This window comes from Escherichia whittamii (assembly GCF_014836715.1).
Classification (GTDB): Bacteria; Pseudomonadota; Gammaproteobacteria; order Enterobacterales; family Enterobacteriaceae; genus Escherichia; species Escherichia whittamii.
This window is the reverse complement of sequence record NZ_JACSQI010000004.1, coordinates 48,408-74,019: the sequence shown is the minus strand read 5'-3', so window position 1 is coordinate 74,019 and position 25,612 is coordinate 48,408. Positions and strand designations below refer to the sequence as shown.

The 25,612-nt window shown below is 51.5% G+C and carries 27 protein-coding genes; 12 read left to right on the top strand and 15 right to left on the bottom strand.

What is annotated here, in order from left to right; genetic code table 11:
- The first annotated feature begins 440 nt into the window (after positions 1 to 440).
- On the top strand, positions 441 to 3,626 hold the full coding sequence (gene rne, locus H9644_RS08155; RefSeq protein WP_064528561.1) for a ribonuclease E: 3,186 nt from the start codon (positions 441 to 443) through the stop codon (positions 3,624 to 3,626).
- Positions 3,627 to 3,796: 170 nt separating this feature from the next.
- Here rne and flgL read toward each other — a convergent pair whose 3' ends face one another.
- The 11 genes from flgL to flgB all read right to left on the bottom strand — a co-directional run bounded on the left by flgL (position 3,797) and on the right by flgB (position 13,744).
- Positions 3,797 to 4,750, bottom strand: a complete 954-nt coding sequence (flgL, locus tag H9644_RS08150) for a flagellar hook-associated protein FlgL (protein WP_191774129.1) — start codon at positions 4,748 to 4,750, stop codon at positions 3,797 to 3,799.
- An 11-nt stretch (positions 4,751 to 4,761) separates the two neighbouring features.
- A complete protein-coding gene (gene flgK / locus H9644_RS08145) occupies positions 4,762 to 6,405 on the bottom strand; it encodes a flagellar hook-associated protein FlgK (RefSeq protein ID WP_105289139.1) in 1,644 nt (547 codons plus the stop codon).
- A 65-nt stretch (positions 6,406 to 6,470) separates the two neighbouring features.
- A complete protein-coding gene (gene flgJ / locus H9644_RS08140) occupies positions 6,471 to 7,412 on the bottom strand; it encodes a flagellar assembly peptidoglycan hydrolase FlgJ (protein ID WP_064528555.1) in 942 nt (313 codons plus the stop codon).
- Positions 7,412 to 8,509, bottom strand: coding sequence for a flagellar basal body P-ring protein FlgI (flgI, locus tag H9644_RS08135; protein WP_064528553.1), 1,098 nt, complete (start codon positions 8,507 to 8,509; stop codon positions 7,412 to 7,414). The genes flgJ and flgI overlap by 1 nt, the downstream gene beginning before the upstream one ends.
- Positions 8,510 to 8,520: 11 nt before the next feature.
- The gene (flgH, locus tag H9644_RS08130; protein WP_191774127.1) at positions 8,521 to 9,219 is read right to left on the bottom strand and encodes a flagellar basal body L-ring protein FlgH; all 699 of its coding nucleotides are present in this window, start codon (positions 9,217 to 9,219) and stop codon (positions 8,521 to 8,523) included.
- A 52-nt stretch (positions 9,220 to 9,271) separates the two neighbouring features.
- On the bottom strand, positions 9,272 to 10,054 hold the full coding sequence (gene flgG / locus H9644_RS08125; RefSeq protein WP_000625837.1) for a flagellar basal-body rod protein FlgG: 783 nt from the start codon (positions 10,052 to 10,054) through the stop codon (positions 9,272 to 9,274).
- Positions 10,055 to 10,206: 152 nt separating this feature from the next.
- A complete protein-coding gene (flgF, locus tag H9644_RS08120) occupies positions 10,207 to 10,962 on the bottom strand; it encodes a flagellar basal-body rod protein FlgF (protein WP_064528549.1) in 756 nt (251 codons plus the stop codon).
- 19 nt (positions 10,963 to 10,981) lie between these two features.
- Positions 10,982 to 12,187, bottom strand: a complete 1,206-nt coding sequence (flgE, locus tag H9644_RS08115; RefSeq protein WP_064528547.1) for a flagellar hook protein FlgE — start codon at positions 12,185 to 12,187, stop codon at positions 10,982 to 10,984.
- Positions 12,188 to 12,212: 25 nt separating this feature from the next.
- The gene (flgD, locus tag H9644_RS08110; RefSeq protein ID WP_064528545.1) at positions 12,213 to 12,908 is read right to left on the bottom strand and encodes a flagellar hook assembly protein FlgD; all 696 of its coding nucleotides are present in this window, start codon (positions 12,906 to 12,908) and stop codon (positions 12,213 to 12,215) included.
- A gap of 11 nt (positions 12,909 to 12,919) precedes the next feature.
- Entirely contained in the window at positions 12,920 to 13,324 is a 405-nt protein-coding gene (gene flgC, locus H9644_RS08105) for a flagellar basal body rod protein FlgC (protein ID WP_001196460.1), read from the bottom strand.
- 3 nt (positions 13,325 to 13,327) lie between these two features.
- Positions 13,328 to 13,744, bottom strand: a complete 417-nt coding sequence (gene flgB, locus H9644_RS08100) for a flagellar basal body rod protein FlgB (protein WP_064528544.1) — start codon at positions 13,742 to 13,744, stop codon at positions 13,328 to 13,330.
- A gap of 154 nt (positions 13,745 to 13,898) precedes the next feature.
- On the opposite strand from flgB, the gene flgA reads away from it, so the two are divergent.
- The 3 genes from flgA (at position 13,899) to flgN (ending at position 15,348) form a co-directional block, all read left to right on the top strand.
- Positions 13,899 to 14,558: a flagellar basal body P-ring formation chaperone FlgA gene (flgA, locus tag H9644_RS08095; RefSeq protein WP_064528542.1), complete on the top strand. Its 660-nt coding sequence runs from the start codon at positions 13,899 to 13,901 to the stop codon at positions 14,556 to 14,558.
- A gap of 75 nt (positions 14,559 to 14,633) precedes the next feature.
- On the top strand, positions 14,634 to 14,927 hold the full coding sequence (flgM, locus tag H9644_RS08090; RefSeq protein ID WP_064528540.1) for a flagellar biosynthesis anti-sigma factor FlgM: 294 nt from the start codon (positions 14,634 to 14,636) through the stop codon (positions 14,925 to 14,927).
- 4 nt (positions 14,928 to 14,931) lie between these two features.
- A complete protein-coding gene (flgN, locus tag H9644_RS08085) occupies positions 14,932 to 15,348 on the top strand; it encodes a flagella biosynthesis chaperone FlgN (protein WP_064528538.1) in 417 nt (138 codons plus the stop codon).
- Between the two features lie 39 nt (positions 15,349 to 15,387).
- On the opposite strand, the gene murJ is transcribed toward flgN, so the two are convergent.
- From murJ to rimJ, 4 genes are all read right to left on the bottom strand, one after another.
- A complete protein-coding gene (gene murJ, locus H9644_RS08080) occupies positions 15,388 to 16,923 on the bottom strand; it encodes a murein biosynthesis integral membrane protein MurJ (RefSeq protein ID WP_064528537.1) in 1,536 nt (511 codons plus the stop codon).
- 109 nt (positions 16,924 to 17,032) lie between these two features.
- The gene (locus H9644_RS08075) at positions 17,033 to 17,956 is read right to left on the bottom strand and encodes a Gfo/Idh/MocA family protein (protein WP_064528535.1); all 924 of its coding nucleotides are present in this window, start codon (positions 17,954 to 17,956) and stop codon (positions 17,033 to 17,035) included.
- Position 17,957: 1 nt separating this feature from the next.
- Positions 17,958 to 18,605 (bottom strand): YceH family protein, encoded by a 648-nt coding sequence (locus tag H9644_RS08070; RefSeq protein WP_064528533.1) that lies wholly within the window; start codon positions 18,603 to 18,605, stop codon positions 17,958 to 17,960.
- Positions 18,606 to 18,615: 10 nt separating this feature from the next.
- Positions 18,616 to 19,200, bottom strand: a complete 585-nt coding sequence (gene rimJ / locus H9644_RS08065) for a ribosomal protein S5-alanine N-acetyltransferase (protein ID WP_064528531.1) — start codon at positions 19,198 to 19,200, stop codon at positions 18,616 to 18,618.
- Positions 19,201 to 19,435: 235 nt separating this feature from the next.
- Here rimJ and mdtH point away from each other — a divergent pair, with 235 nt between their 5' ends.
- The 8 genes from mdtH (at position 19,436) to H9644_RS08025 (ending at position 25,609) form a co-directional block, all read left to right on the top strand.
- Positions 19,436 to 20,644, top strand: a complete 1,209-nt coding sequence (gene mdtH, locus H9644_RS08060) for a multidrug efflux MFS transporter MdtH (RefSeq protein WP_105289138.1) — start codon at positions 19,436 to 19,438, stop codon at positions 20,642 to 20,644.
- A 171-nt stretch (positions 20,645 to 20,815) separates the two neighbouring features.
- Positions 20,816 to 21,376, top strand: coding sequence for a lipoprotein (locus tag H9644_RS08055; RefSeq protein WP_191774125.1), 561 nt, complete (start codon positions 20,816 to 20,818; stop codon positions 21,374 to 21,376).
- A gap of 105 nt (positions 21,377 to 21,481) precedes the next feature.
- Positions 21,482 to 22,528 carry a dihydroorotase gene (gene pyrC, locus H9644_RS08050; protein WP_064528525.1) on the top strand — a complete coding sequence of 349 codons (1,047 nt, stop codon included), beginning with the start codon at positions 21,482 to 21,484 and terminating at the stop codon, positions 22,526 to 22,528.
- A gap of 73 nt (positions 22,529 to 22,601) precedes the next feature.
- A complete protein-coding gene (gene dinI / locus H9644_RS08045; RefSeq protein ID WP_001217771.1) occupies positions 22,602 to 22,847 on the top strand; it encodes a DNA damage-inducible protein I in 246 nt (81 codons plus the stop codon).
- Positions 22,848 to 23,132: 285 nt separating this feature from the next.
- On the top strand, positions 23,133 to 23,387 hold the full coding sequence (gene bssS, locus H9644_RS08040; RefSeq protein ID WP_000414435.1) for a biofilm formation regulator BssS: 255 nt from the start codon (positions 23,133 to 23,135) through the stop codon (positions 23,385 to 23,387).
- Between the two features lie 114 nt (positions 23,388 to 23,501).
- Positions 23,502 to 24,620 (top strand): N-methyl-L-tryptophan oxidase, encoded by a 1,119-nt coding sequence (solA, locus tag H9644_RS08035; protein WP_191774123.1) that lies wholly within the window; start codon positions 23,502 to 23,504, stop codon positions 24,618 to 24,620.
- Between the two features lie 47 nt (positions 24,621 to 24,667).
- Complete coding sequence (locus H9644_RS08030; RefSeq protein ID WP_001253741.1) at positions 24,668 to 24,781, top strand: YceO family protein; 114 nt, start codon at positions 24,668 to 24,670, stop codon at positions 24,779 to 24,781.
- A gap of 261 nt (positions 24,782 to 25,042) precedes the next feature.
- A complete protein-coding gene (locus tag H9644_RS08025; protein WP_064528522.1) occupies positions 25,043 to 25,609 on the top strand; it encodes a cytochrome b in 567 nt (188 codons plus the stop codon).
- The last annotated feature ends 3 nt before the right edge of the window (positions 25,610 to 25,612 follow it).

Genomic DNA, 25,612 nt, shown 5'->3' with positions numbered 1-25,612 from the left:
GAAAAAACTGTGAGTAAGTGGGTGATAAATGGTAAAAGTCATCTTGCTATAACAAGGCTTGCAATGGAATAATGAGAACGTTTCCGTGTCCAACCTTGTTAAAACAAGAAATTTTACGGAATAACCCATTTTGCCCGACCGATCATCAACGCAGCAATGGCGTAAGACGTATTGATCTTTCAGGCAGTTAGCGGGCTGCGGGTTGCAGTCCTTACCGGTAGATAGAAATATTTCTGGAGAGTAATACCCAGTCTGTTTCTCTGATAATTGCGCTGTTTTTCCGCATGAAAAACAGGCAACCGACACTCTGCGCCTCTTTGAGCTGACGATAACCGTGAGGTTGGCGACGCGACTAGACACGAGGCCATCGGTTCACACCCGGCAAGGCGTTACTTTGCCCGCAGCTTAGTCGTCAATGTAAGAATAATGAGTAAGTTACGATGAAAAGAATGTTAATTAACGCAACTCAGCAGGAAGAGTTGCGCGTTGCCCTTGTAGATGGGCAGCGTCTGTATGACCTGGATATCGAAAGCCCGGGGCATGAGCAGAAAAAGGCTAACATCTACAAAGGTAAAATCACCCGCATTGAACCGAGTCTGGAAGCTGCTTTTGTTGATTACGGCGCAGAACGTCACGGTTTCCTCCCTCTAAAAGAAATTGCCCGCGAATATTTCCCAGCTAACTACAGTGCTCATGGTCGCCCCAACATTAAAGATGTGTTGCGTGAAGGCCAGGAAGTTATTGTTCAGATTGATAAAGAAGAACGCGGCAACAAAGGGGCTGCGCTGACGACCTTTATCAGCCTTGCGGGTAGTTATCTGGTTCTGATGCCAAACAACCCGCGCGCAGGCGGCATTTCTCGCCGTATCGAAGGCGACGACCGTACCGAATTAAAAGAAGCACTGGCAAGCCTGGAACTGCCGGAAGGCATGGGGCTTATCGTGCGTACTGCTGGCGTCGGCAAATCTGCCGAGGCGCTGCAATGGGATTTAAGCTTCCGTCTGAAGCACTGGGAAGCCATCAAAAAAGCGGCTGAAAGCCGCCCTGCTCCGTTCCTGATTCACCAGGAGAGCAACGTAATCGTTCGCGCATTCCGCGATTACTTACGCCAGGACATCGGTGAAATTCTTATCGATAATCCGAAAGTGCTCGAACTGGCGCGTCAGCATATTGCTGCGTTAGGTCGCCCGGATTTCAGTAGCAAAATCAAACTGTACACCGGTGAAATTCCGCTGTTCAGCCACTACCAGATTGAATCGCAGATTGAGTCCGCCTTCCAGCGTGAAGTCCGTCTGCCATCCGGTGGTTCCATTGTTATCGACACCACCGAAGCGTTAACCGCCATCGACATCAACTCCGCACGTGCAACTCGCGGCGGCGATATCGAAGAAACTGCGTTTAACACCAACCTGGAAGCTGCTGATGAAATTGCTCGTCAGCTGCGTCTGCGTGACCTCGGTGGCCTGATTGTTATCGACTTCATCGACATGACGCCAGTACGCCACCAGCGTGCGGTAGAAAACCGTCTGCGCGAAGCGGTGCGTCAGGACCGTGCACGTATCCAAATCAGCCATATTTCTCGCTTCGGCCTTCTGGAGATGTCCCGCCAGCGCCTGAGCCCGTCGCTGGGTGAATCCAGTCATCACGTTTGTCCGCGTTGTTCCGGTACTGGCACCGTGCGTGACAACGAATCCCTGTCGCTCTCTATCCTGCGTCTGATTGAAGAAGAAGCCCTGAAAGAGAACACCCAGGAAGTCCACGCCATTGTTCCTGTGCCTATCGCCTCTTACCTGTTGAACGAAAAACGTTCTGCGGTAAATGCCATTGAAACCCGTCAGGACGGCGTGCGCTGTGTGATTGTGCCAAACGATCAGATGGAAACTCCGCACTATCACGTGCTGCGCGTGCGTAAAGGGGAAGAAACGCCGACCTTAAGCTACATGCTGCCGAAACTGCATGAAGAAGCGATGGCGTTGCCGTCAGAAGAAGAGTTCGCTGAACGTAAGCGCCCTGAACAACCTGCACTGGCAACCTTTGCTATGCCGGATGTGCCACCAGCTCCAGCTCCGGCTGAACCTGTAGCGCCTGCAGCAGCCCCGGCACCTAAAGCGGCAACCGCAACGCCAGCAGCTCCAGCACAACCGGGTCTGTTGAGCCGCCTTTTCAGTGCACTGAAATCGCTGTTCAGCGGCGGTGAAGAAACCAAACCGGCCGAGCAACCTGCACCAAAAGAGGAAGCGAAACCGGAGCGCCAACAGGATCGCCGTAAGCCTCGTCAGAACAACCGCCGTGACCGTAATGAACGCCGCGACACGCGTAGCGAACGTACGGAAGGTAGCGATAATCGCGAAGAAAACCGTCGTAATCGTCGCCAGGCGCAGCAGCAAACGGCTGAGACTCGAGAGAGCCGTCAGCAGGCTGATGTAACGGAAAAAGCGCGTAATACTGACGAACAGCAAGCACCGCGTCGTGAGCGCAGCCGTCGCCGTAACGATGATAAACGTCAGGCGCAACAAGAAGTGAAAGCGCTGGATGTTGAAGAGCAATCTGTTCAGGAAACCGAGCAGGAAGAACGTGCACGTCCGGTTCAGCCGCGTCGTAAACAACGTCAGCTGAATCAGAAAGTGCGCTATGAACAAAGCATTGCGGAAGAAGTGGTCACCGCACCGGTGGTTGAAGAAACCGTCGCTACCGAGCCTGTTACTCAGGAAGTGCAAGCCCCGAGCACTGAACTGGTGAAAGTACCGCTGCCAGTGGTTGCACAAACTGCGCCGGAACAGCAAGAAGAGAATAATGCCGATAACCGTGACAACGGTGGTATGCCACGTCGTTCTCGTCGCTCGCCTCGTCACCTGCGCGTAAGTGGTCAGCGTCGTCGTCGCTATCGTGACGAGCGTTATCCGGCCCAGTCACCAATGCCGTTAACCGTAGCGTGCGCATCTCCGGAACTGGCCTCTGGCAAAGTATGGATCCGCTATCCAGTTGTACGTCCGCAAGATGTACAGATTGAGGAGCAACGCGAACAGGAAGAAATGCAGGTGCAGCCGATGGTGACAGAAGTCCCTGTTGCTGCCGCTGTCGAACCTGTTGTTGCCGCGCCGGTTGTTGAAGAGGTGGCTGAAGTTGTAGAAACACCTGTTCAGGTTGCACAACCGCAACCAGAAGTTGTTGAAACAACGCATCCTGAAGTGATTGCCGCAGCGGTAACTGAACAGCATCAGGTGATTGCCGAGGCCGATGTTGCCGTAGCGCAGGACGTTGCAGAGCACGCAGAACCGGTAGTTGAACCGCAGGAAGAGACGGCAGACATTGAAGAAGTTGCCGAAACTGCCGAGGTTGTGGTTGCCGAACCTGAAGTTGTAGCTCAAGCTGCCGCCCCGGTAGTCGCTGAAGTCGCAGCTGAAGTTGAAACGGTAGCTCCTGTTGTATCCGAGGTAATCGTTGAACATAACCACGCCACTGCACCGATGACACGCGCTCCGGCGCCGGAATATGTTCCGGAAGCACCGCGTCACAGTGACTGGCAGCGCCCGACCTTTGCCTTCGAAGGTAAAGGTGCCGCAGGTGGTCATGCGGCAACACATCATGCCTCTGCTGGCCCTACGCGTCCGCAACCTGTTGAGTAACACTTAACTCAAGGTGATCAAGCCCTGGCAACCGCCGGGGCTTTTTATTTCGCAAATGACATCAATGCAGATCAGTATCGGTGAACTCAGTCAAAAAAAATGCCCGCCCCGGCGATCCCAGAGCAGGCAGACAAAACATACCCAGTTTCAAGATATGTTTAAAAACGAGCTTATTTGTTGAGCTGGAATAGAGACAATCCTTGCATATCAGTAAACGTTTTGTACGACGCCTGCAACGCCGTTTGCTGCATGATGTAAGATGAAATAGTTGCATTCCAGTCCACATCAACCAAATCGCTCATCTGCTGCGTTTGCCCTAAAGCGCGATCGCTACCTAATGAATCCAGCGACTCCAGTTCATTCAGTTGCGTGCCGAGTTCCGCGCGTACGGTCAGGACATTATTCAGTGAGTTTTTCAGACCACGGTTGGTTTTATCCAATGCCGCAGCGGCGGTTTCTTTATCCGCTTCGCTATCCACAACAGGCGTTTTTAGCGCCGCGATGGCGCTATCCAGCATAGCAAACAGGTTAGTTTCAGAATCGCTACCGTCAGGTTCCGCTACCGCGTTGCTGGTGATGCTGTTGAAAATTTTGTCACCGGTATGCCCTATCACCATCGAGCGAGAGGCATCGACCTGTTGCGTAATGCTCTCTTTCCCGCCGACATATTCGCCTTTCGCCTCGTTAAACGGCGCAGATTCTGTTTTATAACCGGCAAAAATGTAGCGCCCGTTCCCATCAGTGGTATTCGCCAGATTTAACAACTGGTCGCGGATCCCTTGAATATCCGTTGCCAACGATGCCCGGTCATCATCACTTAACGTGCCGTTGCTGGCGTAGACAATTTTTTCCTGGGCATTCTGGATTGCAGTAGTCACCTGACCAAGCACGCTTTCTTCCAGCGACACCTTTTGAGTCGCGAAAGTCCGCGCCAGCGTGTACTGGCTGTTTTGCGCCTGCGCCTGGGAGAGAACCACGGCTTGTGATGCTGCAATGGGATCGTCAGAAGGATTAACGACTCGCTTACCCGTCGACATCTGTTCGCCGTACTTCATCCATTCCGCCTGAGAATTGGTGATACCACGCATATTTTGCTGGTACATCATCTGGGTACTGAAACGCATCTTATCTCCCCTTAGCGAATATTAATCAGCGCATCAAAAATGGCGTTCGCCGTCTGCAGAACCTGTGCATTGGCCAGGTAATACTGCTGAAAACGTTGCAGGTTGCCGTACTCTTCGTCGAGATTGACGCCAGAGATCGACTGCTGCTGATTAGAAAGTTGCGTCACCACATTACTTTGAGTAGTACTGCTGGTTTTCAACGTGGCGGTTTTATTCCCGATATCGCTAACCAACGAGGCATAGGCGTCGTTAAAGGATTTCGCCCCGCCGACCGTTTTGCCGTTAGTTTGCAAATCCAACAGCGCCTGACCATTGCGGTTATCGCTTTCACCGGCGGTTTCATCGCTGGCCATGGCGATTTTCGCTTCGTCAGTGATTAATACATCCATATTGACGATGGCATCGCTTACCGGTTTCAACGTGAAGCTGTCGTTAGGTTTTGGCGTTCCGGTGAAGGTCAGTTCCAGACCATCAAATGAGACTTTGCCGTCGGCATCTGGTGCCACCGTAAAAGTGGTATTGCTGGCCAGACGGGTGACTTGCCACTGATTATCTTTGAACGAGATTTTGTAATCGGTCGCCAGAACAGCGGAACTATCGGTCACCGTAGCGCCGATCGCAGAGCTACCTTTGTTTTTGACATTTTCCAGAACAGCGGGCTTACCAACAGCAAAGAAATCCTCCCCTTTTTTACCATTGGCATCATACCCCTTGTTATGTTGGGCATTGAAAGACTCGGCAAATGCCAGCGCCAGTTGCCCGAGCGTATTGCGCGTCTGGTCAAGATCCTGAGAGCGAAATGTCAGAATGCCGCCCAGCGACCCCGTATTCAGCAATTTCTCCGGGATCTCGATATTTTCCGCCGTCCCATCAACATAAGCGACTGCTGTACGAGAAGGATCGGCGCTGGACGGTACTGCTGCAAGCTGGCGTGCCGAACTGCCTTGAACCAGCGAGTAACCATTGGCCATGGTGATATTGTAAGTACCGCCATCCTGAACGCTGACCTCAACGCCAACGATCTGGTTTAATTCACTCACCAGTTGATCGCGTTGATCAAGGAGATCGTTGGGTGAAGCCCCTGCACCCACACCTGTTAAACGGGAGATCTGATCGTTCAGGCTGGCGATTTGTTTAGCGTAATTGTTGATCTGGTCGACGCTGGCACCTATCGCGATATTGATCTGTTTGTCCTGGTCGCGCAGATACTGGTCGGTGGTTTTAAACTGATTTACCAGACCTTCCGCCTTGCCAATCAGCGCTTGCCGCGCAGCCGGATCTTCTGCGTTACTGACCAGCGTTTGCAGACTGGTGAAGAAGTCCTGCATTTGCGTTGCCAGCGACGTGGTGCTGCCAGAAAGCATATTGTCGATTTTCGACATCTGCTCATAACGGGAAGTCAGGCCGCTACTCTGGGTCTGCGCCGCACGTAACTGATTAGTAATAAACGCATCGTATTCTCGCTGCACGCCAGAAACATAGACGCCATTGCCTACCCAACCGCCTGCACCTAACGTACTGTTAGCCTGCGCCATAATGGTGGTTTGTCGGGTATATCCGGCAACGTTATAGCTGGAAATATTATTACTCGCCGTATTTAACGCCGCCTGGGCAGCGTTAAGTCCGCTCATGGCGTTATTAATCAAGCTGGACATGGAGGTTCCTTATAAGCCTTCAATTACAGAGCATTATCGGCAGACACTCGCCGGACTTGAATTTTTCAGAACAGATTATCGATACTCATACTGTAGGTTTTGCTCACCTTGTCACTAACCGATTTCAATTGCTGAATCATATTGGTGAGTTTGCGGGCATATTCAGGATCGGTGGCATAACCTGCATCCTGTAACGCCTGCGCCCCCTGCTCGGCGCTGGCAGCGCGAGTCACGGCGGCGTAGCGTGGATTACGGGTTAACAGCCCAACGTAATCTGACAATGCTTCGAGATAAGAACCGTAAACACGAAACTTCGCCTTTATTTTCTTCGCTTCGCCGTTTTCATATTCAGTGGTGGTGATTTCAGTAACGGGTCCTTTCCAGTTACCTGACGCTTTTACGCCAAACACGTTGTAGCTCGGCTCGCCATTTTCGCGACGAATCTGCCGTTGTCCCCAGCCTGATTCCAGCGCCGCCTGGGCGAGGATCAGATGATGTGGCACACCACTTTGCTGGCTTGCCAACTGAGCTGGCTGCGAGAGCTGTGCAAGAAACGTTTTGCTGTCACCAGGCAGCAAAGCCTCGTAATTGCGCGGTACAGCTTTTTGCACCATCTGCCTGAGCGCTTTATTTTGAAAACTCATCACCGTTTCAAGTGGGAATTTCATCGGTCCCGCAGGCATCTCTTCTGCCGGCAATGGCTGCTCAGGCGTCATCTGTTTTACCATCATCTCCGCCAGTCCCAGACCTTTGCCCGCCGTCATCTGTTGGGCAATCTGCTGGTCATACATACTGGTGTAGAGGCGCGTGTGCTCGCTGCTGAACAGACCATCTTTCGGTAAGGCTTCACGCATGCTTTTTAGCATCATCTGCACAAACATCCCTTCCACCTGGCGAGCTACCGGGCGAATATTTGCTGCGGGATCTTTGCCCGCTTTCGCTTTCAGATCGTTAAGTGATTGTGCATCCCAGGCGGCACTCGCCAGCAGTTTGCTGTCGCTAATCATCAGATGATTTCCAGTTTTGCCCGCAGACATCCCGCGCTTTGCATAGATTGCAGTATGGACATTAAATCCATCGGAGTGGCTCCCAGGGCATTGAGCGCACGCACCACGTTTTTGAGGCTGGCGCTTGAACGTACGCTTTGCAATGAACCGCCGCTCTGGCGTAAGTCGATCTGCGTTTGTGGCGTAACCACGGTTTGTCCGCCACCAAACGGTGTATCTGGTTGGCTGACATTGGCCTGACGATTTACCGTAACCGAGAGATTGCCCTGCGCCACAGCACAGCTGTCGAGGGTCACTTCACGATTCATCACCACCGAGCCGGTGCGCGAATTAATCACCACTTTGGCGTCCTGCGGGGTGACATTGACCTGCATATTCTGGATATCGGCAAGGAAACGCACCTGGGAACTATTACCGCTCGGCACACGTACCTGAATAGTCCGCGCATCTAACGCCGTGGCGTTACCATATCCACTTGAGCGGTTAATGGTGTCGGCGATTTCCTGCGCCATCGCGAAGTCTTCGTCATTTAGCTGCAAATTGAGGGTATTGCCAGCGCCGAATTGGCTGGGCAATTCGCGCTCAATAATCGCACCGTTGGTGATCCGTCCGCCATTCAGTTGGTTAACCTGAACACTGCTGCCTCCCGCCGATGCCCCCGCGCCACCGACCAGAATATTGCCCTGCGCCAGTGCATAAACCTGGCTGTCGACGCCCTTAAGTGGTGTCATCAACAACGTACCGCCACGCAGACTTTTGGCATTACCCATGGAAGAAACCACCACATCAATGGTTTGCCCCTGGCGTCCAAACGGCGGCAGCGACGCCGTCACCATTACCGCAGCGACGTTTTTTAGCTGCATATTGGTGCCAGTCGGAACGGTAATTCCCAACTGTGAGAGCATGTTATTAAGCGTTTGAGTGGTAAACGGCGTCTGAGTCGTCTGGTCACCCGTACCGTCAAGGCCAACAACAAGACCATAACCAATCAGCGAGTTTTGCCGTACGCCCTGTACGCTGGTGAGATCGCGGATGCGGTCAGCCTGTGCAACGGTCGCTACCAGCAGAAGAATGAATACAGAGAGAAATTTAATCACCACAGCCTCACTTACATTGGCGACAGGTTAAGGAAGAAACGCTGTAACCAGCCCATGTTTTGTGCTTCGTTAATGTAGCCATTGCCCACGTACTCAATGCGCGCGTCTGCCACCTGGGTTGACGGTACAGTGTTGCTGCCACTGATGGTGCGTGGATTGACCACGCCGGAAAAACGAATAAATTCAGTACCCTGATTAATGGCTATCTGTTTTTCACCCACCACATGCAGGTTGCCGTTGACCAGCACCTGATCAACCGTCACGGTCAAGGTGCCGCTAAAGGTGTTGCTGGCATTAGCTCCGCCTTTGCCATTGAAGCTATTACCGCCAGAGGCATCGACATCGGCACGGGCATTACCGAACAGCCCTTGCAAATAGCGCGGCACAGTATCAAACCCAAAGTTGGTTTTTCCATCGCGGCTGGCATTAGCGGACGAACTCTTGCTGGCGCTGACATTTTCCTGCAACACAATAGTCAGCGTATCGCCGATATTGCGTGGTCGACGATCTTCAAATAACGGCTGATAGCCATAATTAATCGGCTGGTCAGACTGAAAAATGGAACCATTGGCGACGGGCGTCGGGCCGGGTACAGGTTGTGCCGTGGTCACCCCCTGCACCAACGGAGTAGACGGGATCCAGGCGCAGCCGGTCAGTGAAAGCACCAACAAGGTGGAAATACCGTAAGTATGCGCAGCGTTTTTTTGCATGGCTATCATCTTCAAAAATCAATAAACCGGTAAGTTGCCCTACCGGTATGTTTTAGAGTTGCGTCAGTTTTTGCAGCATCTGGTCGGTGGTGGATACCGCTTTACTGTTGATTTCGTAGGCGCGCTGTACCTGAATCATATTGACCAGTTCCTCAGCTACGTTGACGTTAGAAGTTTCAACATATCCTTGATACAACAACCCCGCGCCGTTCAGACCTGGCGTGCTTTCGTTCGGTGCGCCAGAGGATTGTGTTTCGGTGTAGAGGTTTTCGCCAATGCTCTCCAGGCCAGTGTCGTTCATAAAAGTGGTGAGATTGAGTTGTCCAACCTGAACCGGAGCGGCCTGGCCTTGCTGGGTAACGCTGACCACGCCATCACGACCAATGGTAATGCTTAACGCATTCGCCGGAATGGTGATTGCTGGCTGCACCTGAAAACCGCCCGCCGTCACCAGCTGCCCGTTCTGATCCACCTGGAAAGAGCCATCGCGGGTATAGGCTGATGAGCCATCCGGCAGCATAACCTGGAAAAATCCCTGCCCTTTAATCGCCACATCTTTGCTGTTATTGGTTTGCGACAGGTTGCCCTGACTGTGTAAGCGTTCAGTGGCGACCGGGCGCACCCCCGTACCGATTTGTAACCCGGATGGCAAGGTGGTTTGTTCGGAAGACTGTGCGCCAGGCTGGCGAATGGTTTGATAAAGCAGATCTTCAAACACTGCCCGCTGGCGCTTGAAACCATTGGTGCTGACGTTTGCCAGGTTGTTGGCAATGACGTCCATATTGGTTTGCTGGGCGTCGAGGCCCGTTTTGGCGATCCATAATGAACTGATCATAAAATGTCCTGTTGTGGATTACTGACAAATCGCATATGTCTTCTTGCCGGATGCGGCATCAACGCCTTATCCGGCCTACAAGGTCTTGCATCATCCCGTAGGCCCAATAAGCTTGCGCCTCGGCAACTTATGCTTGTCATTTATCCTTTCAATTAACTCATCGACAGCAGTTGGTTGGCGCGACCAGCGTTATCATCGACGCTGCTTATTACCTTCATCTGCATTTCAAAACGCCGCGCACTGGCAATCATGTCGCTCATTGCCGAAACGGCATTGACGTTACTACCTTCCAGCACGCCCGACATCACCCGTAACGTCGGGTCAGCCGGTAACATCGGACCACGCGTGGCCTGACTTTCCGCGCTCATACGAAAGATCCCGTCATCACCGCGCTGCACTTCACTGCCCATGGCTTTCACCAGTTTCAACCGTCCTACTGGTGCAACGGTATTTGCCGGATCGCCCGGATTGAGCGCCGAAATGGTGCCATCGGCGGCGATAGTAATTTCCGCCCCTTCCGGCACGGCAATCGGCCCCGCCTCGCCAATCACCGGATACCCCTGAATCGTCAGTTGTCCACCAGGATCAACCTGAATGCTGCCGTTACGCGTATACCCCTCGCTGCCGTCAGCGGTTTGCACGGCCAACCAGCCGTCCTGTTGTAATGCAACATCCAGGGGACGCGAGGTGTAATCCATCTTGCCGGACGTCATATCTGCGCCTGGCGTAGATGCCGTTACGAGCGTGCGCGTGGGCAGAGAAAGCCCTTCAACCGGTACCGCACGTAAGGCGTTTAACTGCGCGCGAAAACCGGGCGTGGAGGCATTCGCCAGATTACTGGCGGTCACCGCCTGTTGATTCAGCGTCTGGCTGGCGGCGCCCATCGCGGTATAAATTGCGTGATCCATCGAGCTATCCCGTCAGCAATTAGCGTAAGTTAACCAGCGTGTTGAGGATCTGGTCCTGGGTTTTGATGGTCTGGGCGTTAGACTGATAGTTACGCTGGGCGACAATCATATTGACCAGTTCTTTGCTGAGATCGACGTTGGACGCTTCCAGGGCGCCGTTGGTCAGTGCACCAAAATTACCGGTCCCGGCGGTTCCCAGCAACGCTACACCAGAAGACTGAGTTGCAGACCAGACGTTGTCGCCCTCTGATGCCAGTCCTTCGTTGTTGGCAAAGTTAGCCAGTACAATCTGCCCCAGCAATTGGGTTTGTTCGTTCGAATAGTTCCCGACTACCGTGCCGTCATCGTTGATTTGATAACTCACCAGATCGCCCGGTTTGTAACCGTTCTGGGTGGTCGCCACAATATTGTTAGCGCCAGTGTTTTGCTGCATGGAGTTGAGGAAGCTAAGGGAGAATGTTGCAGGATCCGCGCCATTAATCGCGCCAGTGGTAATATCCTTTGTTGGGTCCGACGTCAGAACACCATTGGCATCAAATTCCAGTGTTGTCGCTATCGTTGCAATGCTGTTTGGAGCACTACTGTCCTGGGTGTAGACATCCCAGGTATTATCCTGGGTCTTCACAAAGTAGACGCTCATGTCATGGGCATTACCCTGACTGTCATACACCGTTACCGAACCTTTTTTGTTATAGCTATCGGCATCACTGGCGCTGAATGGCGTCACGGTGGGAAGCGTATCACTGGAGTTAAGGTTAATCTGCATGGACGCCGTGGTTGTGGACTTCGCCGCCATCAAGGTATTTGGAATCGAAATACTGCCCGGATTCGCCCCTTGCTGGATGGTCGGAGGCGTACCGGCTGCCGGATACCCGGTCAACTGTAAACCTTGCATATTCACAAGGTTGCGGTTTTCATCCAGTTTGAATTGCCCGTTACGGCTGTAAAACACCGAGCCGTTACTGTCTACCAGACGGAAAAAACCGTTCTGGCTGATAGCGACATCCAGCCCACGGCCAGTATTTGTGGTCGTGCCGTCGGTAAAATCCTGAGTGATGCCTGCAACTTTTACCCCCAGTCCCACTTTCGAACCAGCAAACATATCAGCAAAAGAGGCCGTGCCGGATTTAAAGCCATAGGTGGCGGAGTTGGCGATATTGTTGCCAATAACATCGAGATTGGTGGCGGCAGCGTTTAATCCGCTAACCGCTTGAGAAAAGGCCATGACTGACTCCTGAAAATGTGAAGGCTTAAATTATCTGCCGTACTTCGTCGAGGGTGGTGGTGCCGTAAGTGCCGAGATCCAGCGTGTTACCGTTATTGCCACGAATCACGCCCTGTACCAGCGCAAACTGCAATGGCTGGGCAACCAACTGCGTACCGCCGTTGCTGGCGCTAATTGCCACGTTATAAGAACCGTTCGGCGCAGTCGTACCATCAGTCAACGTGCCGTCCCAGGTGAAACTGTGGACTCCGGCGCTGAGTTCGCCAATATCAATGGTGCGCACAACCGCGCCATTTTTATCGGTTATGGTCGCGGTCACTTTGTCTGCAGCCTGTTGCAGCTCAACACCAAACGGCGTGGTGGTGGTCACCGCCCCTTCTTCACTGCCTGTACCGGCAAGAATGGTGGTACCGGGGATCATCACGCCGTGACCAATCAGATTGCTGGCCTGTAGCGACTGGCTGTTATCAATCTGTCCGGAAATCGAACCGAGTGTGGTGTTGAGCTTTTCAATCCCGCTGACCGTGCTGATTTGCGCCAGTTGTGACGTCAGCTCGTTGTTTTCCATTGGATTAGTCGGATCCTGGTTTTTCAGTTGCGCCACCAGCAAAGTCAGAAAGCTACTCTGTAAATCTGCGGCGTTACTGCCCGTAATCGAACTACTGCTGGTGGTGCTAACGCCGGTATTTGTCGGATCGGTGGTGGTTACCGCAATGGACATGGCTTTCTCCTTTATTGACCGAGCGTGAGGGTTTTCAGCATCATGCTTTTCACCGTATTGAGCACTTCAACGTTGGCCTGATAGCTACGCGACGCCGACATGGTGTTAACCATCTCGCCTACCACATCGACGTTTGGCATTTTCACGTAGCCCTTCGCGTCCGCCAGCGGATTACCCGGTTCATAGACCAGTTTGTCCGGGGCCTGACTTTCAATCACGTCAGCCACTTTGACTCCGCCCGTCGCAGCCCCTGGCGCGGCGTTCACCTGGAACACCACCTGTTTTGCCCGATACGGCTGACCATCTGGCCCTGTCACGCTGTCGGCGTTGGCCAGGTTGCTGGCTGCCACGTTCAGACGCTGAGACTGAGCCGTTAACGCCGATCCGGCGATATCAAAAATATTCAGCAGTGCCATCCGTTAATTTCCGCTTTGTAATACGTTCATCATGCCTTTGATTTGCCCGCTCAACGCGCTAAGGCTCATCTGGTATTGCAGGCTGTTATCGGCAAACTGGGTGCGTTCGCGATCCATATCCACGGTATTGCCGTCCAGTGAAGGCTGGTCCGGAATACGGTATTGCAATTCTGTGGCAGAAGGTGATAACGCCTGTGCTGGAATATGCTGCGACGAGGTCAGCGTCAGCGCGACCACGCTGGTTTCATCCCTCCCGCGCTGCATCACTTTTTTAAGTTCACTGGCAAAATCCATATCGCGCGCCTGGTAACCAGGGGTATCAGCATTGGCGATATTTGCCGCCAGCACTTCCTGACGCTGGGCGCGCAGATTGAGTGCCTCTTGTTGAAAACGTAAGGCGGCGTCGAGCTTATCGAGCATATCTCCTCCGCAGGTATCAAAATTCTGCCGTCAGCTTAAATGCTTTACGCGCGCGTTATCGGCGGAATAAAAGCAAAATGGGTTGCTATTTATGCCGTTGATGGTCATTGCGTAAGGGTACAATTCAGGCTGTAAAAATGGCTGGGGGGCAAAAATGCTGACAATAAAGCGCTGTGTGGCGATCATCACCATGTTGTTCAGTCCACTGAGTGCGGCTGGCGATTTCCCCTCCCAGTTGCAAACCTTTTTCATTGCGCAACTGGCAGGACTAAGTGATGAAGTCCACGTCTCTATTCGCACCGCACCCAATTTATTGCCGCCGTGCGAACAGCCGCTGCTTTCCATGACCAATAACGCCCGCCTGTGGGGCAATGTGAATGTGCTGGCACGCTGCGGCAACGATAAGCATTACGTGCAAGTGAATGTACAGGCGACAGGGAATTATGTTGTTGCAACAATGCCTGTTGTGCGTGGGGGAAAGCTTGACGCTGGCAGCGTAAAACTTAAACGCGGAAGGCTGGATACACTACCGCCGCGTACCGTTCTGGATGTTAATCAATTGGTTGATGCGGTTAGTCTGCGCGATTTGCTCCCCGAACAACCTATACAGCTGAATATGCTGCGTCAGGCCTGGCGGGTAAAAGCAGGACAACGCGTTAACGTGATTGCCATTGGCGATGGGTTCAGTGCAAATGCTGAAGGTCTGGCGCTGAATAACGCTTCCGTCGCGCAAAAGGCCCGCGTGAGAATGATATCGGGTCAGGTAGTCAGTGGCGTAGTGGATGCCGATGGGAATATTCTTATAAACCTGTAAGCTATTAAAGATTGCCCGTCCATTGCCGATAAATAAGCAACAAATGATAAAAGCGCCCTCAATGAGGAATAAACCATGAGTATTGACCGCACTTCCCCCCTGAAGCCTGTAAGCACCGTTCAGCCACGCGAAACCAGTGAGGCTCCGGTAGCCAATACCCACACAGCAAAAACAACGGCTACCGCCAGTACCAGCGTCAAGTTAAGCGATGCGCAGGCAACACTGATGCAACCGGGCAGCAGTGATATCAATCTTGAACGCGTAGAAGCATTAAAATTGGCGATTCGTAATGGTGAACTAAAAATGGATGTCGGCAAAATTGCTGATGCGCTGATCAACGAAGTGCAACAAGATTTACTGAGTAAATAATCCGATGCCGCGTCTTGCTGAGATTCTCAACCAGATGTCTGTGGTGCTTAACGAGCTCAATATAGTGATGGTCCAGGAGCAGCAATATCTCTCTATGGGGCAGTTCACTGGTAGCCAGCTGCAACATATTACAGAACAAAAAAGCTCAATGCTGGCGACACTGGATTACCTGGAACAGCTGCGTCGGCAGGCACCGGATACAGAAAATAGCGACGATATTGCTCAATCCTGGCAGGAGATCACCGAGAAAACGCAGCAACTGCGCCAGTTAAATCAGCATAACGGCTGGCTACTGGAAGGACAGATTGAGCGCAATCAACAGGCATTGGAAATGCTGAAACCGCATCAGGAACCGACACTGTACGGGGCGAACGGTCAGACCTCAACCCCCTGGCGCGGTGGTAAAAAGATTGCTATCTGAAGATTTTCTCCGGCCTGCGATGCAGGCCGGAATTCAACGTTAAGCAGTACGACGAGCAAACTCTTTTACTTTGAAGCCCAACACCGCCAGTGCGGCAAAGTATGCTGCAATTCCCGCGACAACGACCGCCATCAAACGCAGTAAACGCCACGGCATAGTGCCCAACGACCAGTCCGGCATAATATGCAACATGCCTAAAAGCACACCAGACATCACCAGTACCGCCACAAGTAAACGCAGCAGAAACGCCATCCAGCCAGGTTGTGGGGTAAAGATTTTCTGCTTACGCAACTGCCAGTAAAGCAGCGAAGCATTCAGACACGCCGCCAGACCAATGGAAAGCGACAGTCCGGCATGTTTCAACGGGCCGATAAATGCAAGGTTCATCAATTGCGTCAAAATCAGCGTGACGATGGCAATTTTCACCGGCGTTTTAATGTCCTGCCGTGAATAAAAGCCCGGAGCCAACACTTTCACCACAATCAGGCCAATCAAACCTACCGAGTAGGCAATTAACGCCCGCTGGGTCATCAGCGCATCAAAGGCGGTAAATTTACCGTACTGGAACAGCGAAACGGTTAACGGACCGGAGAGGATGCCCAGCGCCACCGCGCTTGGCAGCGCCAGCAGGAAACAAAGACGCAGCCCCCAGTCCATCAGACGGTTGTATTCATCGTGATTGCCACTGGCAAAACTTTTCGACAGCGACGGCAGCAAAATGGTCCCCAGCGCCACGCCCAGTACACCGGACGGAAACTCCATCAAACGGTCGGCGTAATACATCCACGACACCGAACCAGAGGCAAGAAATGAGGCAAAAATAGTGTTGATGATTAAGGAAATCTGGCTAACAGAAACGCCAAGAATAGCCGGCCCCATCTGTTTCACTACGCGCATCGCCCCGGCATCGTGGAAGTTAATGCGCGGCAATACCAACATGCCAATCTTCTTCAGATGCGGTAGCTGATACACCAGCTGCAGGATGCCGCCGACCGTAACAGCCCACGCCAGCGCCAGCACCGGCGGATTAAAATACGGCGCAGCAAACAGCGCAAAGCCAATCATGCTGATATTGAGTAACGTCGGGGCAAATGCCGGAATCGAGAAACGGTTCCAGGTATTCAGAATCGCCCCCACCAGCGATGCCAGTGAAATCAATAGGATATAGGGAAAGGTAATTTGTAATAGCTGGGTGGTCAGGGCAAATTTGTCAGCTGTGTCAGCGAAGCCCGGCGCAGTCACCATTATCACCCACGGCGCGGCGAGCATACCGGCGACCGTCACAACCGCCAACGCCAGCGTCAGCAAACCAGAGACATAAGAGACAAAGACCCGCGTGGCATCTTCACCCTGCTTGCTTTTATATTCCGCCAGAATCGGCACGAAAGCCTGGGAGAATGCCCCTTCAGCAAAGATACGGCGTAACAAATTAGGAAGTTTGAACGCAACAAAAAAGGCGTCGGTTGCCATCCCTGCGCCAAATATTCTGGCGACAATAGCGTCACGTGCGAAGCCAAGCACACGCGAAAACATGGTCATCGAGCTGACGGCGGCCAGCGATTTTAATAAATTCATCGGTGTTCTAATCCAGACCCACGGGCAAAACGCCTGCAAGGCAGGCGCTGAAAGAGGCGAATAGTCTACCTGGATTATGGTGAATTGCTACCGCCAGATGTTACAGGGTTTATTCACTCATCGCATCGCGCCAGATCTTGTCAACGATGCGCTGCGCCAGCACCGCTTGTTCACCAGCGGTTTGTGGAACTGTCTGATTTTGCACGCATTCAATGAAATGACGCGCGCAACCGACAAATCCACGCTGCTCGAGGGTACTTTGCCAGCCAGGAATCGGTTTATGCACCACGCCCTGCCCGCGCTCCTCACGCCATTCGCGCATATCGGTGATGTCGATTAATGCCCCTTCAGTCACTGCCTGCACCGCTTCACGCTGACTTCCGGCACGGCGATGCATACAGGTGGTGATTTGTAATTGACCAACAGAAAAATGATGCTCGGCAAACAGCATTTCGCCTGACTCATTGGTCAGCAACGTACCGCTTTCGAGAGCTGCATTGCCGCCAGACAACCACAGCGCGGTATCAACCACATGCAGATAATCATCCAGCAAGGTGAAATAAAGATCGTGTGGCCCGACGCTATTGGTACGATGTTTATCCATTCTTAGCGAGGACGCACTGGCAAGCTGTGTTTTTAACTCACAGTACAGCGGAGCGAAACGGCGGTTAAAGCCGACCATCAGTGTCAGTTTTTTGCGCGCTGCGAGTTCAACCAGTCGCTCGGCATCGCGCAGATTTTCCGCCAGCGGTTTATCGACACAGACATGTACACCTGCATTTAATAACGCACTGACCACCTCAAAATGACTGGCGGTGCTGGAGTGAACAAATACCGCATCGCAACTGGTGGCAAGGTTAGATAACGAATCGGCGTAGGGAATGCGCCAGCTTTCACAAATTGTGATGGCTTTCTCACGCGTTGGCGACCATGCCCCCTGTAGCGTCCAGTCAGACGCCGCTGCCAGCACCGGCAGCCACGCTTTTTGCGCGATACCGCCTAAACCCACAATGCCGATACGTAATTTTTTCACGTTAATCTCCCAGATGGGCCAGCAACGAATCAAGACGCTGTTTCAGTTCTGCCACCTCGATTTCCAGGGCTTCGACGCGGGATTGTAAATCCCCGCCAACCGCGTCCGACGTTTCCGTGAGCACAGGCTGATCATCCACCTCACCACTGAAAAGATGCATATAGCGGCTTTCTCGTTTACCCGGTTCGCGAGCCAGACGAACGACAAAAGGTCCATCTTCGCGATTAGCCAGTTGTTCCAGCGTCGTTTCTACTTCCGTCATATCGCTGAATTCATACATCCGCGCCGCGCGACTGCGCAGTTCACCAGGCGTCTGAGCACCGCGCAACAACAAGGTGGTAATTAATGCGACTTCTGCGGCGCTAAGTTTCAGGTCACCAAACTCAGAGTTGCAGAAACGCTGTTCATATTTGGTGACTCGATTACCAAAGCCACTCACCGTGCGCAGATAATGGCGTTTTACCAGATTATCCAGTTGCTCCTGTACCTCGGATTCGCTCAGATTCATTACCGGTTCACGGTTTGTTTTCTGGTTACAGGCCGTTACCACGCCATTCACGGAAAGCGGGTATTGTTCCGGCGTCGTCACCTGTTTTTCCAGCAAACAGCCAATCACACGGGCTTCCAGTGCGGTAAGTTGATACTTCATGAAATTCTCCTTAGCGGCCGGGCGTCCAGTCCGGGGTGGTTAATGCCGTCAGTACGTGATCGCGCCATTTTCCATCAATCAATAAATAATCTTTCGCATAGCCTTCTTTTTCAAAACCCAAGCGCGCCAGCAAATCACCGCTGCGTTTATTGTGCGGCATATAGTTGGCCATAATGCGATGAATATGTTGGGTGCGTTGCATATAGCGAATGGCGGCGGTCAGAGCTTCAAACATTAGTCCTTTACCCTGCCATTTTTGTCCGATCGAATAACCGAGATAGCAGGCGTGAAAAGAGCCGCGTACCACATTGGAAAAATTGGCTACGCCAATTATTTCTTTCTCGTTCGGGTCGAGCAAAGCAAAGTAAAAGGCAGAGCCCTGTTTATGAAATTCGTTAATCATGCTTAACCTGGCCTGCCAGCCTGAAGGATAGCAGTGGCTTTCATCGCGCACTGGCTCCCAGGGCTTCAGGAAATGGCGATTCTCTGCGTAATAATCCGCCAGTCGCCAGGCATCACGTTCATGCACCAGACGCACGACCAATCGGTCGGTGGTTAAGCGCACTTTTGGCACGTTACTGCGATAGCCAAACATTCTATACCTACTCCTTCCCGTAACGTCTTTAATACGCTGTAAGTATTACTATACCTGCGCAACCAGAGCCTGTGAAAAGTCCCTAATGCCATTTTCTGCATTATTCACATATTTGATAAAAACTCTCTATCAAAGCGACGTTTTGATAAAAAAATATTGTCCCCGATATGATGGGAAAAGTCCTGGCGGCGATGCAGAATAGAAAGTGCTCATCTTTTATTTCCCGGGAGGGGAAATGTCGCGCGTGTCGCAGGCGAGGAACCTGGGTAAATATTTCCTTCTCGTCGATAATATGCTGGTCGTGCTGGGGTTCTTTGTTGTCTTCCCGCTGATCTCTATCCGCTTCGTTGATCAAATGGGCTGGGCCGCCGTAATGGTCGGTATTGCCCTCGGTCTGCGTCAGTTCATTCAGCAAGGATTAGGCATTTTCGGCGGTGCTATTGCCGACCGTTTTGGCGCTAAACCGATGATCGTTACTGGTATGCTAATGCGCGCTGCCGGATTCGCCACCATGGGCATCGCTCATGATCCCTGGATGCTGTGGTTTTCTTGTTTGCTCTCGGGCCTCGGCGGTACGTTATTTGATCCACCGCGTTCGGCGCTGGTGGTGAAATTAATTCGTCCGGAACAACGGGGCCGTTTTTTCTCCCTGTTGATGATGCAAGACAGCGCTGGTGCGGTCATTGGCGCGTTGCTGGGGAGTTGGTTATTGCAATACGATTTTCGCCTGGTCTGCGCCACGGGGGCAATTCTGTTTGTATTGTGTGCAGCGTTTAACGCCTGGTTGTTGCCCGCGTGGAAACTATCTACCGTGCGCACGCCAGTCCGCGAAGGCATGACCCGCGTGATGCGCGATAAACGTTTTGTCACCTATGTCCTGACACTCGCGGGCTACTACATGCTGGCTGTGCAGGTGATGCTGATGCTGCCGATTATGGTCAACGACGTCGCCGGAGCGCCCTCTGCCGTAAAATGGATGTATGCTATCGAAGCGTGTCTGTCGTTAACATTGCTCTACCCTATCGCCCGATGGAGCGAAAAGCGTTTTCGTCTGGAACATCGGTTGATGGCTGGGCTACTGGTGATGTCATTAAGCATGATACCCGTGGGCATGGTCAGTGGCCTGCAACAACTTTTCACCCTGATTTGTCTGTTTTATATTGGCTCGATCATTGCCGAACCTGCGCGTGAAACTCTTAGCGCCTCGTTGGCGGATGCACGGGCGCGCGGCAGTTATATGGGGTTTAGTCGGCTGGGCTTGGCGATAGGCGGCGCTATTGGCTATATCGGCGGCGGCTGGCTGTTTGACCTGGGCAAATCCACGCAACAACCGGAATTGCCGTGGATGATGTTGGGCGTTATTGGCATCATCACCTTCCTTGCGTTGGGCTGGCAATTTAGCCATAAACGTGCCGCGCGTCGGTTGCTGGAGCGCGACGCCTGAAAATGCCATGCTTTCTGTTACCATTGCTCGCCCTGTCAACCTGACGCGCCTTAACGGCTTGTTATTACCTGCCGTCGCAGAATTCAGTTTTTTCTGCTGGCGAGTTTAACGCTGGTGACACATGCTGCGTTGTGTCAGGATATTGACGCAGATCTCATGTCGAGGACTACCATGAACAAGTTTTTATTTGCCGCTGCATTGATCGTCAGTGGCCTGCTCGTTGGCTGTAATCAACTCACCCAATACACCATTACCGAACAAGAGATTAACCAGTCGCTTGCGAAACATAATAATTTCTCAAAAGATATCGGTTTGCCCGGCGTGGCTGATGCCCATATAGTTCTGACAAACCTGACCAGCCAAATTGGTCGCGAAGAGCCTAATAAGGTTACCCTAACCGGGGACGCCAATCTGGATATGAACTCTCTGTTCGGTAGCCAAAAAGCAACCATGAAACTGAAGCTGAAAGCGCTGCCTGTGTTTGATAAAGAGAAAGGCGCTATCTTCCTGAAAGAGATGGAAGTGGTCGACGCGACCGTGCAGCCGGAAAAAATGCAAACCGTGATGCAAACGTTACTTCCCTATTTGAATCAGGCATTACGCAATTACTTTAACCAGCAACCGGCTTACATCCTGCGCGAAGATGGCAGCAAAGGAGAAACAATGGCTAAAAAACTGGCAAAAGGCATTGAAGTGAAACCGGGTGAAATAGTCATTCCGTTCACTGATTAATCACGTGGGCGCATTTGCGCCCTTTATTTTTCGTGCAAAGGAAAACGTTTCCGCTTATCCTTTGTGTCCGGCAAAAACATCCCTTCAGCCGGAGCATAGAAATTAATGACTGCACCATCCCAGGTATTAAAGATCCGCCGCCCAGACGACTGGCACCTTCACCTCCGCGATGGCGACATGTTAAAAACTGTCGTGCCGTATACCAGCGAAACCTATGGTCGGGCCATCGTTATGCCCAATCTGGCACCGCCTGTAACCACAGTTGAGGCTGCAGTGGCTTATCGCCAACGTATTCTTGACGCCGTACCGGACGGACACGATTTCACCCCGCTGATGACCTGTTATTTAACAGACTCGCTGGACCCCAATGAGCTGGAGCGTGGATTTAACGAAGGTGTGTTCACCGCCGCAAAACTTTACCCTGCGAATGCCACCACCAACTCCAGCCACGGCGTGACGTCGGTTGAGGCGATCATGCCAGTACTTGAGCGCATGGAAAAAATCGGTATGCCGCTGCTAGTGCATGGCGAAGTGACCCATGCTGACATCGACATTTTTGACCGTGAAGCGCGCTTTATTGAGACGGTCATGGAGCCGCTGCGCCAGCGCCTGACCGCGCTGAAAGTCGTTTTCGAGCACATCACCACCAAAGATGCTGCCGACTATGTTCGTGACGGAAATGAACTATTGGCCGCCACCATTACTCCCCAGCATCTGATGTTTAACCGTAACCATATGCTGGTTGGCGGTGTGCGTCCGCATCTCTACTGTCTGCCGATCCTCAAACGCAATATTCACCAACAGGCACTGCGTGAGCTGGTCGCCAGTGGTTTTGATCGCGTTTTTCTCGGTACCGATTCCGCGCCACATGCGCGTCATCGTAAAGAGAGTAATTGCGGCTGTGCAGGTTGCTTTAATGCGCCAACGGCGCTGGGAAGTTACGCCACCGTATTTGAAGAGATGAATGCACTACAGCATTTTGAAGCATTCTGTTCTTTAAACGGGCCGAAATTCTATGGATTACCGGTCAATGAATCGTTTATTGAACTGATACGTGAAGAGCAGAAAATTGCTGAAAGCATCGCTCTGACAGACGACACGCTTGTTCCTTTCCTGGCTGGGGAAACTGTACGTTGGTCTGTTAAGCAATAAAAAACGTAGCCGCCTGTTGTCTTTAGATTATTTTACCTGTATAAATAACCAGTATATTCAACAGGGGGCTATTATGCGAATTGAAGTCACCATAGCGAAAACTTCTCCACTACCCACTGGCGCCATTGACGCTCTGGCGGGTGAACTTTCTCGCCGCATTCAGTATGCGTTTCCGGACAATGAAGGTCACGTATCGGTACGATATGCTGCGGCAAATAATTTATCGGTTATTGGTGCAACAAAAGAAGATAAACAGCGCATTAGCGAAATTCTACAAGAAACGTGGGAAAGCGCCGATGACTGGTTTGTTAGCGAATAATATGCAGTGATGTTTGTTTTTGCCGGGTCGCCCCGGCTTTTTTTATATATTAAGATTGTTCGTACAATTTTTACACTTCCTCAAAATAATTGCACAATATGCTAAAAAAATATGAATGACATGCTGTTTTATTGTTCATATAAATCTTAAAAGCAAAAAAATATCTCGCTCCCCCTTTAAAATTTCGGTGAATACCCATATTTATTGATATACTGAAGTTGCTTCAGATAAAAACGCATTGAACCTCGAATAACGTTGTCTAGTAACACGAATTAGGGGGCCATGATGGAAAAAAACAATGAAGTCATTCAGACTCATCCGCTCGTAGGGTGGGACATCAGCACCGTTGATAGCTATGATGCTCTGATGTTGCGTTTGCACTACCAGACCCCAAATAAGTCCGAGCAGGAAGGGACTGAAGTTGGTCAGACACTCTGGTTAACTACTGATGTTGCCAGACAATTTATTTCGATATTAGAAGCAGGAATCGCCAAAATTGAATCTGGTGATTTCCATGTCAATGAGTATCGTCGTCATTAACATGACATGACCATCCACCCAAAAGGCACCTTACCGGTGCCTTTACCATTTCTGGGTTGTATATCGTTTGTTACTTATTTACTCTGCTTAAACCATGAGAGCAGAGAGAAAAAAATGAAATACGATCTCATCATTATTGGCAGCGGTTCCGTAGGCGCTGCAGCCGGATATTATGCCACCCAGGCCGGTTTGAAAGTGCTGATGACCGACAGCCATATGCCACCACATCAACACGGCAGTCACCACGGAGATACGCGATTAATTCGCCATGCTTATGGCGAAGGCGAAAAGTATGTCCCGCTAGTGCTCCGTGCCCAAACCTTGTGGGATGAACTCTCCCGTCACAACGAAGAGGATCCTATTTTTGTGCGCTCAGGGGTTATCAACCTCGGCCCTGCCGACTCCAAGTTTCTCGCCAATGTCGCTCACAGCGCCAATCAATGGCAACTCAACGTCGAGGAGTTGGATGCACAAGCCATTATGTCTCGCTGGCCGGAAATACGCGTCCCTGACAACTATATCGGGCTATTTGAGGCCGACTCCGGTTTTTTACGCAGTGAGCTGGCGATTAAAACCTGGATCCAACTGGCGAATGAAGCGGGCTGCGCGCAACTGTTTAACTGTCCGGTCACCGCAATTCGTCATGACGATAACGGCGTAACTATTGAAACGGCGGACGGCGAATACCAGGCGAAGAAAGCGCTCGTCTGCGCTGGTACCTGGGTAAAAGAGCTGCTACCAGAACTACCCATCCAGCCCGTACGTAAAGTATTCGCCTGGTATCAGGCCGATGGCCGCTATAGCGTGAAGAATAAATTCCCGGCCTTTACCGGTGAATTGCCCAATGGCGATCAATACTACGGTTTTCCGGCGGAAAACGATGCTCTGAAGATTGGGAAACATAACGGTGGTCAGGAAATTCATTCAGCGGATGAACGTGTTCCGTTTGCGGAAATCGACAGTGACGGTTCCGAAGCGTTCCCATTCTTACGCAGTGTGTTGCCTGGTATCGGCTGCTGCCTGTATGGCGCTGCCTGCACCTATGATAATTCGCCTGATGAAGATTTTATTATCGATACCCTACCAGGACACGCTAATACGCTGCTGATTACCGGCCTGAGTGGGCATGGCTTTAAATTTGCTTCGGTATTAGGGGAAATAGCCGCTGACTTTGCGCAAGACAAAAAAATCGATTTTGATTTAACGCCATTCCGGCTTTCCCGCTTCCAATAATCATCATCACGGCCTCTAAATTGAGGCCGTTTTTACAGGAGCTTTTAATGCGTCGCCTGGTGAACTATCTCATCAATAATATTCGCGAACATCTCATGCTTTATCTTTTTCTCTGGGGGGTATTGGCGATTATGGATCTGATCTATGTGTTTTATTTTTAATCACCAGATGCTGACACAAACTGACAAAAATTTAATTTCCCTTTCATTTGGCGTGAAAAATTGAATAACCTTATTCCTGTCGCAACAGCATTCACCAGACATCCCTCCCCCTGAAACCACTAAACTTATGAAGGTTCTTTCATTATTAAATCAAAATTATTGAAATAAAAATAAATATCATTCGGATTGTTGTTTTTAAGTTGCAATTCATCTCATGACAGGCCATTTTCATTGCCTCGTGAATATGTTCTGGATGCAGTTATGCAATTCATAAATTCCCCTCAACGCTATGGTGTTATTTCTGCCGCTTTACATTGGCTGACGGCAATTATTGTCTATGGCATGTTTGCTTTAGGTTTGTGGATGGTAACGTTAAGTTATTACGACGGTTGGTATCACAAAGCGCCAGAGTTGCATAAAAGCATCGGTATTTTGTTAATGATGGGGCTGGTTATTCGCGTTCTCTGGCGTTTGATTTCTCCTCCGCCAGGTCCACTGAAAAGCTATTCCCCCGGTATACGTTACGGAGCGAAAGCAGGCCATCTGGCTCTTTATCTTTTGCTCTTTGCTATTGGCATGAGCGGCTACCTTATCTCGACCGCCGATGGCAAACCCATCAGCATCTTTGGTTGGTTTGAAATCCCCGCAACGCTTGCCGACGCCGGCACGCAAGCTGACTTAGCAGGAGCGCTACATTTCTGGTTTGCCTGGAGTGTCGTCGTCCTGTCAGTTATGCACGGATTTATGGCACTGAAACATCATTTCATCGATAAAGACGACACTCTGAAGCGCATGCTGGGAAAGTCGTCATCTGACTATGGAGTATAAAAA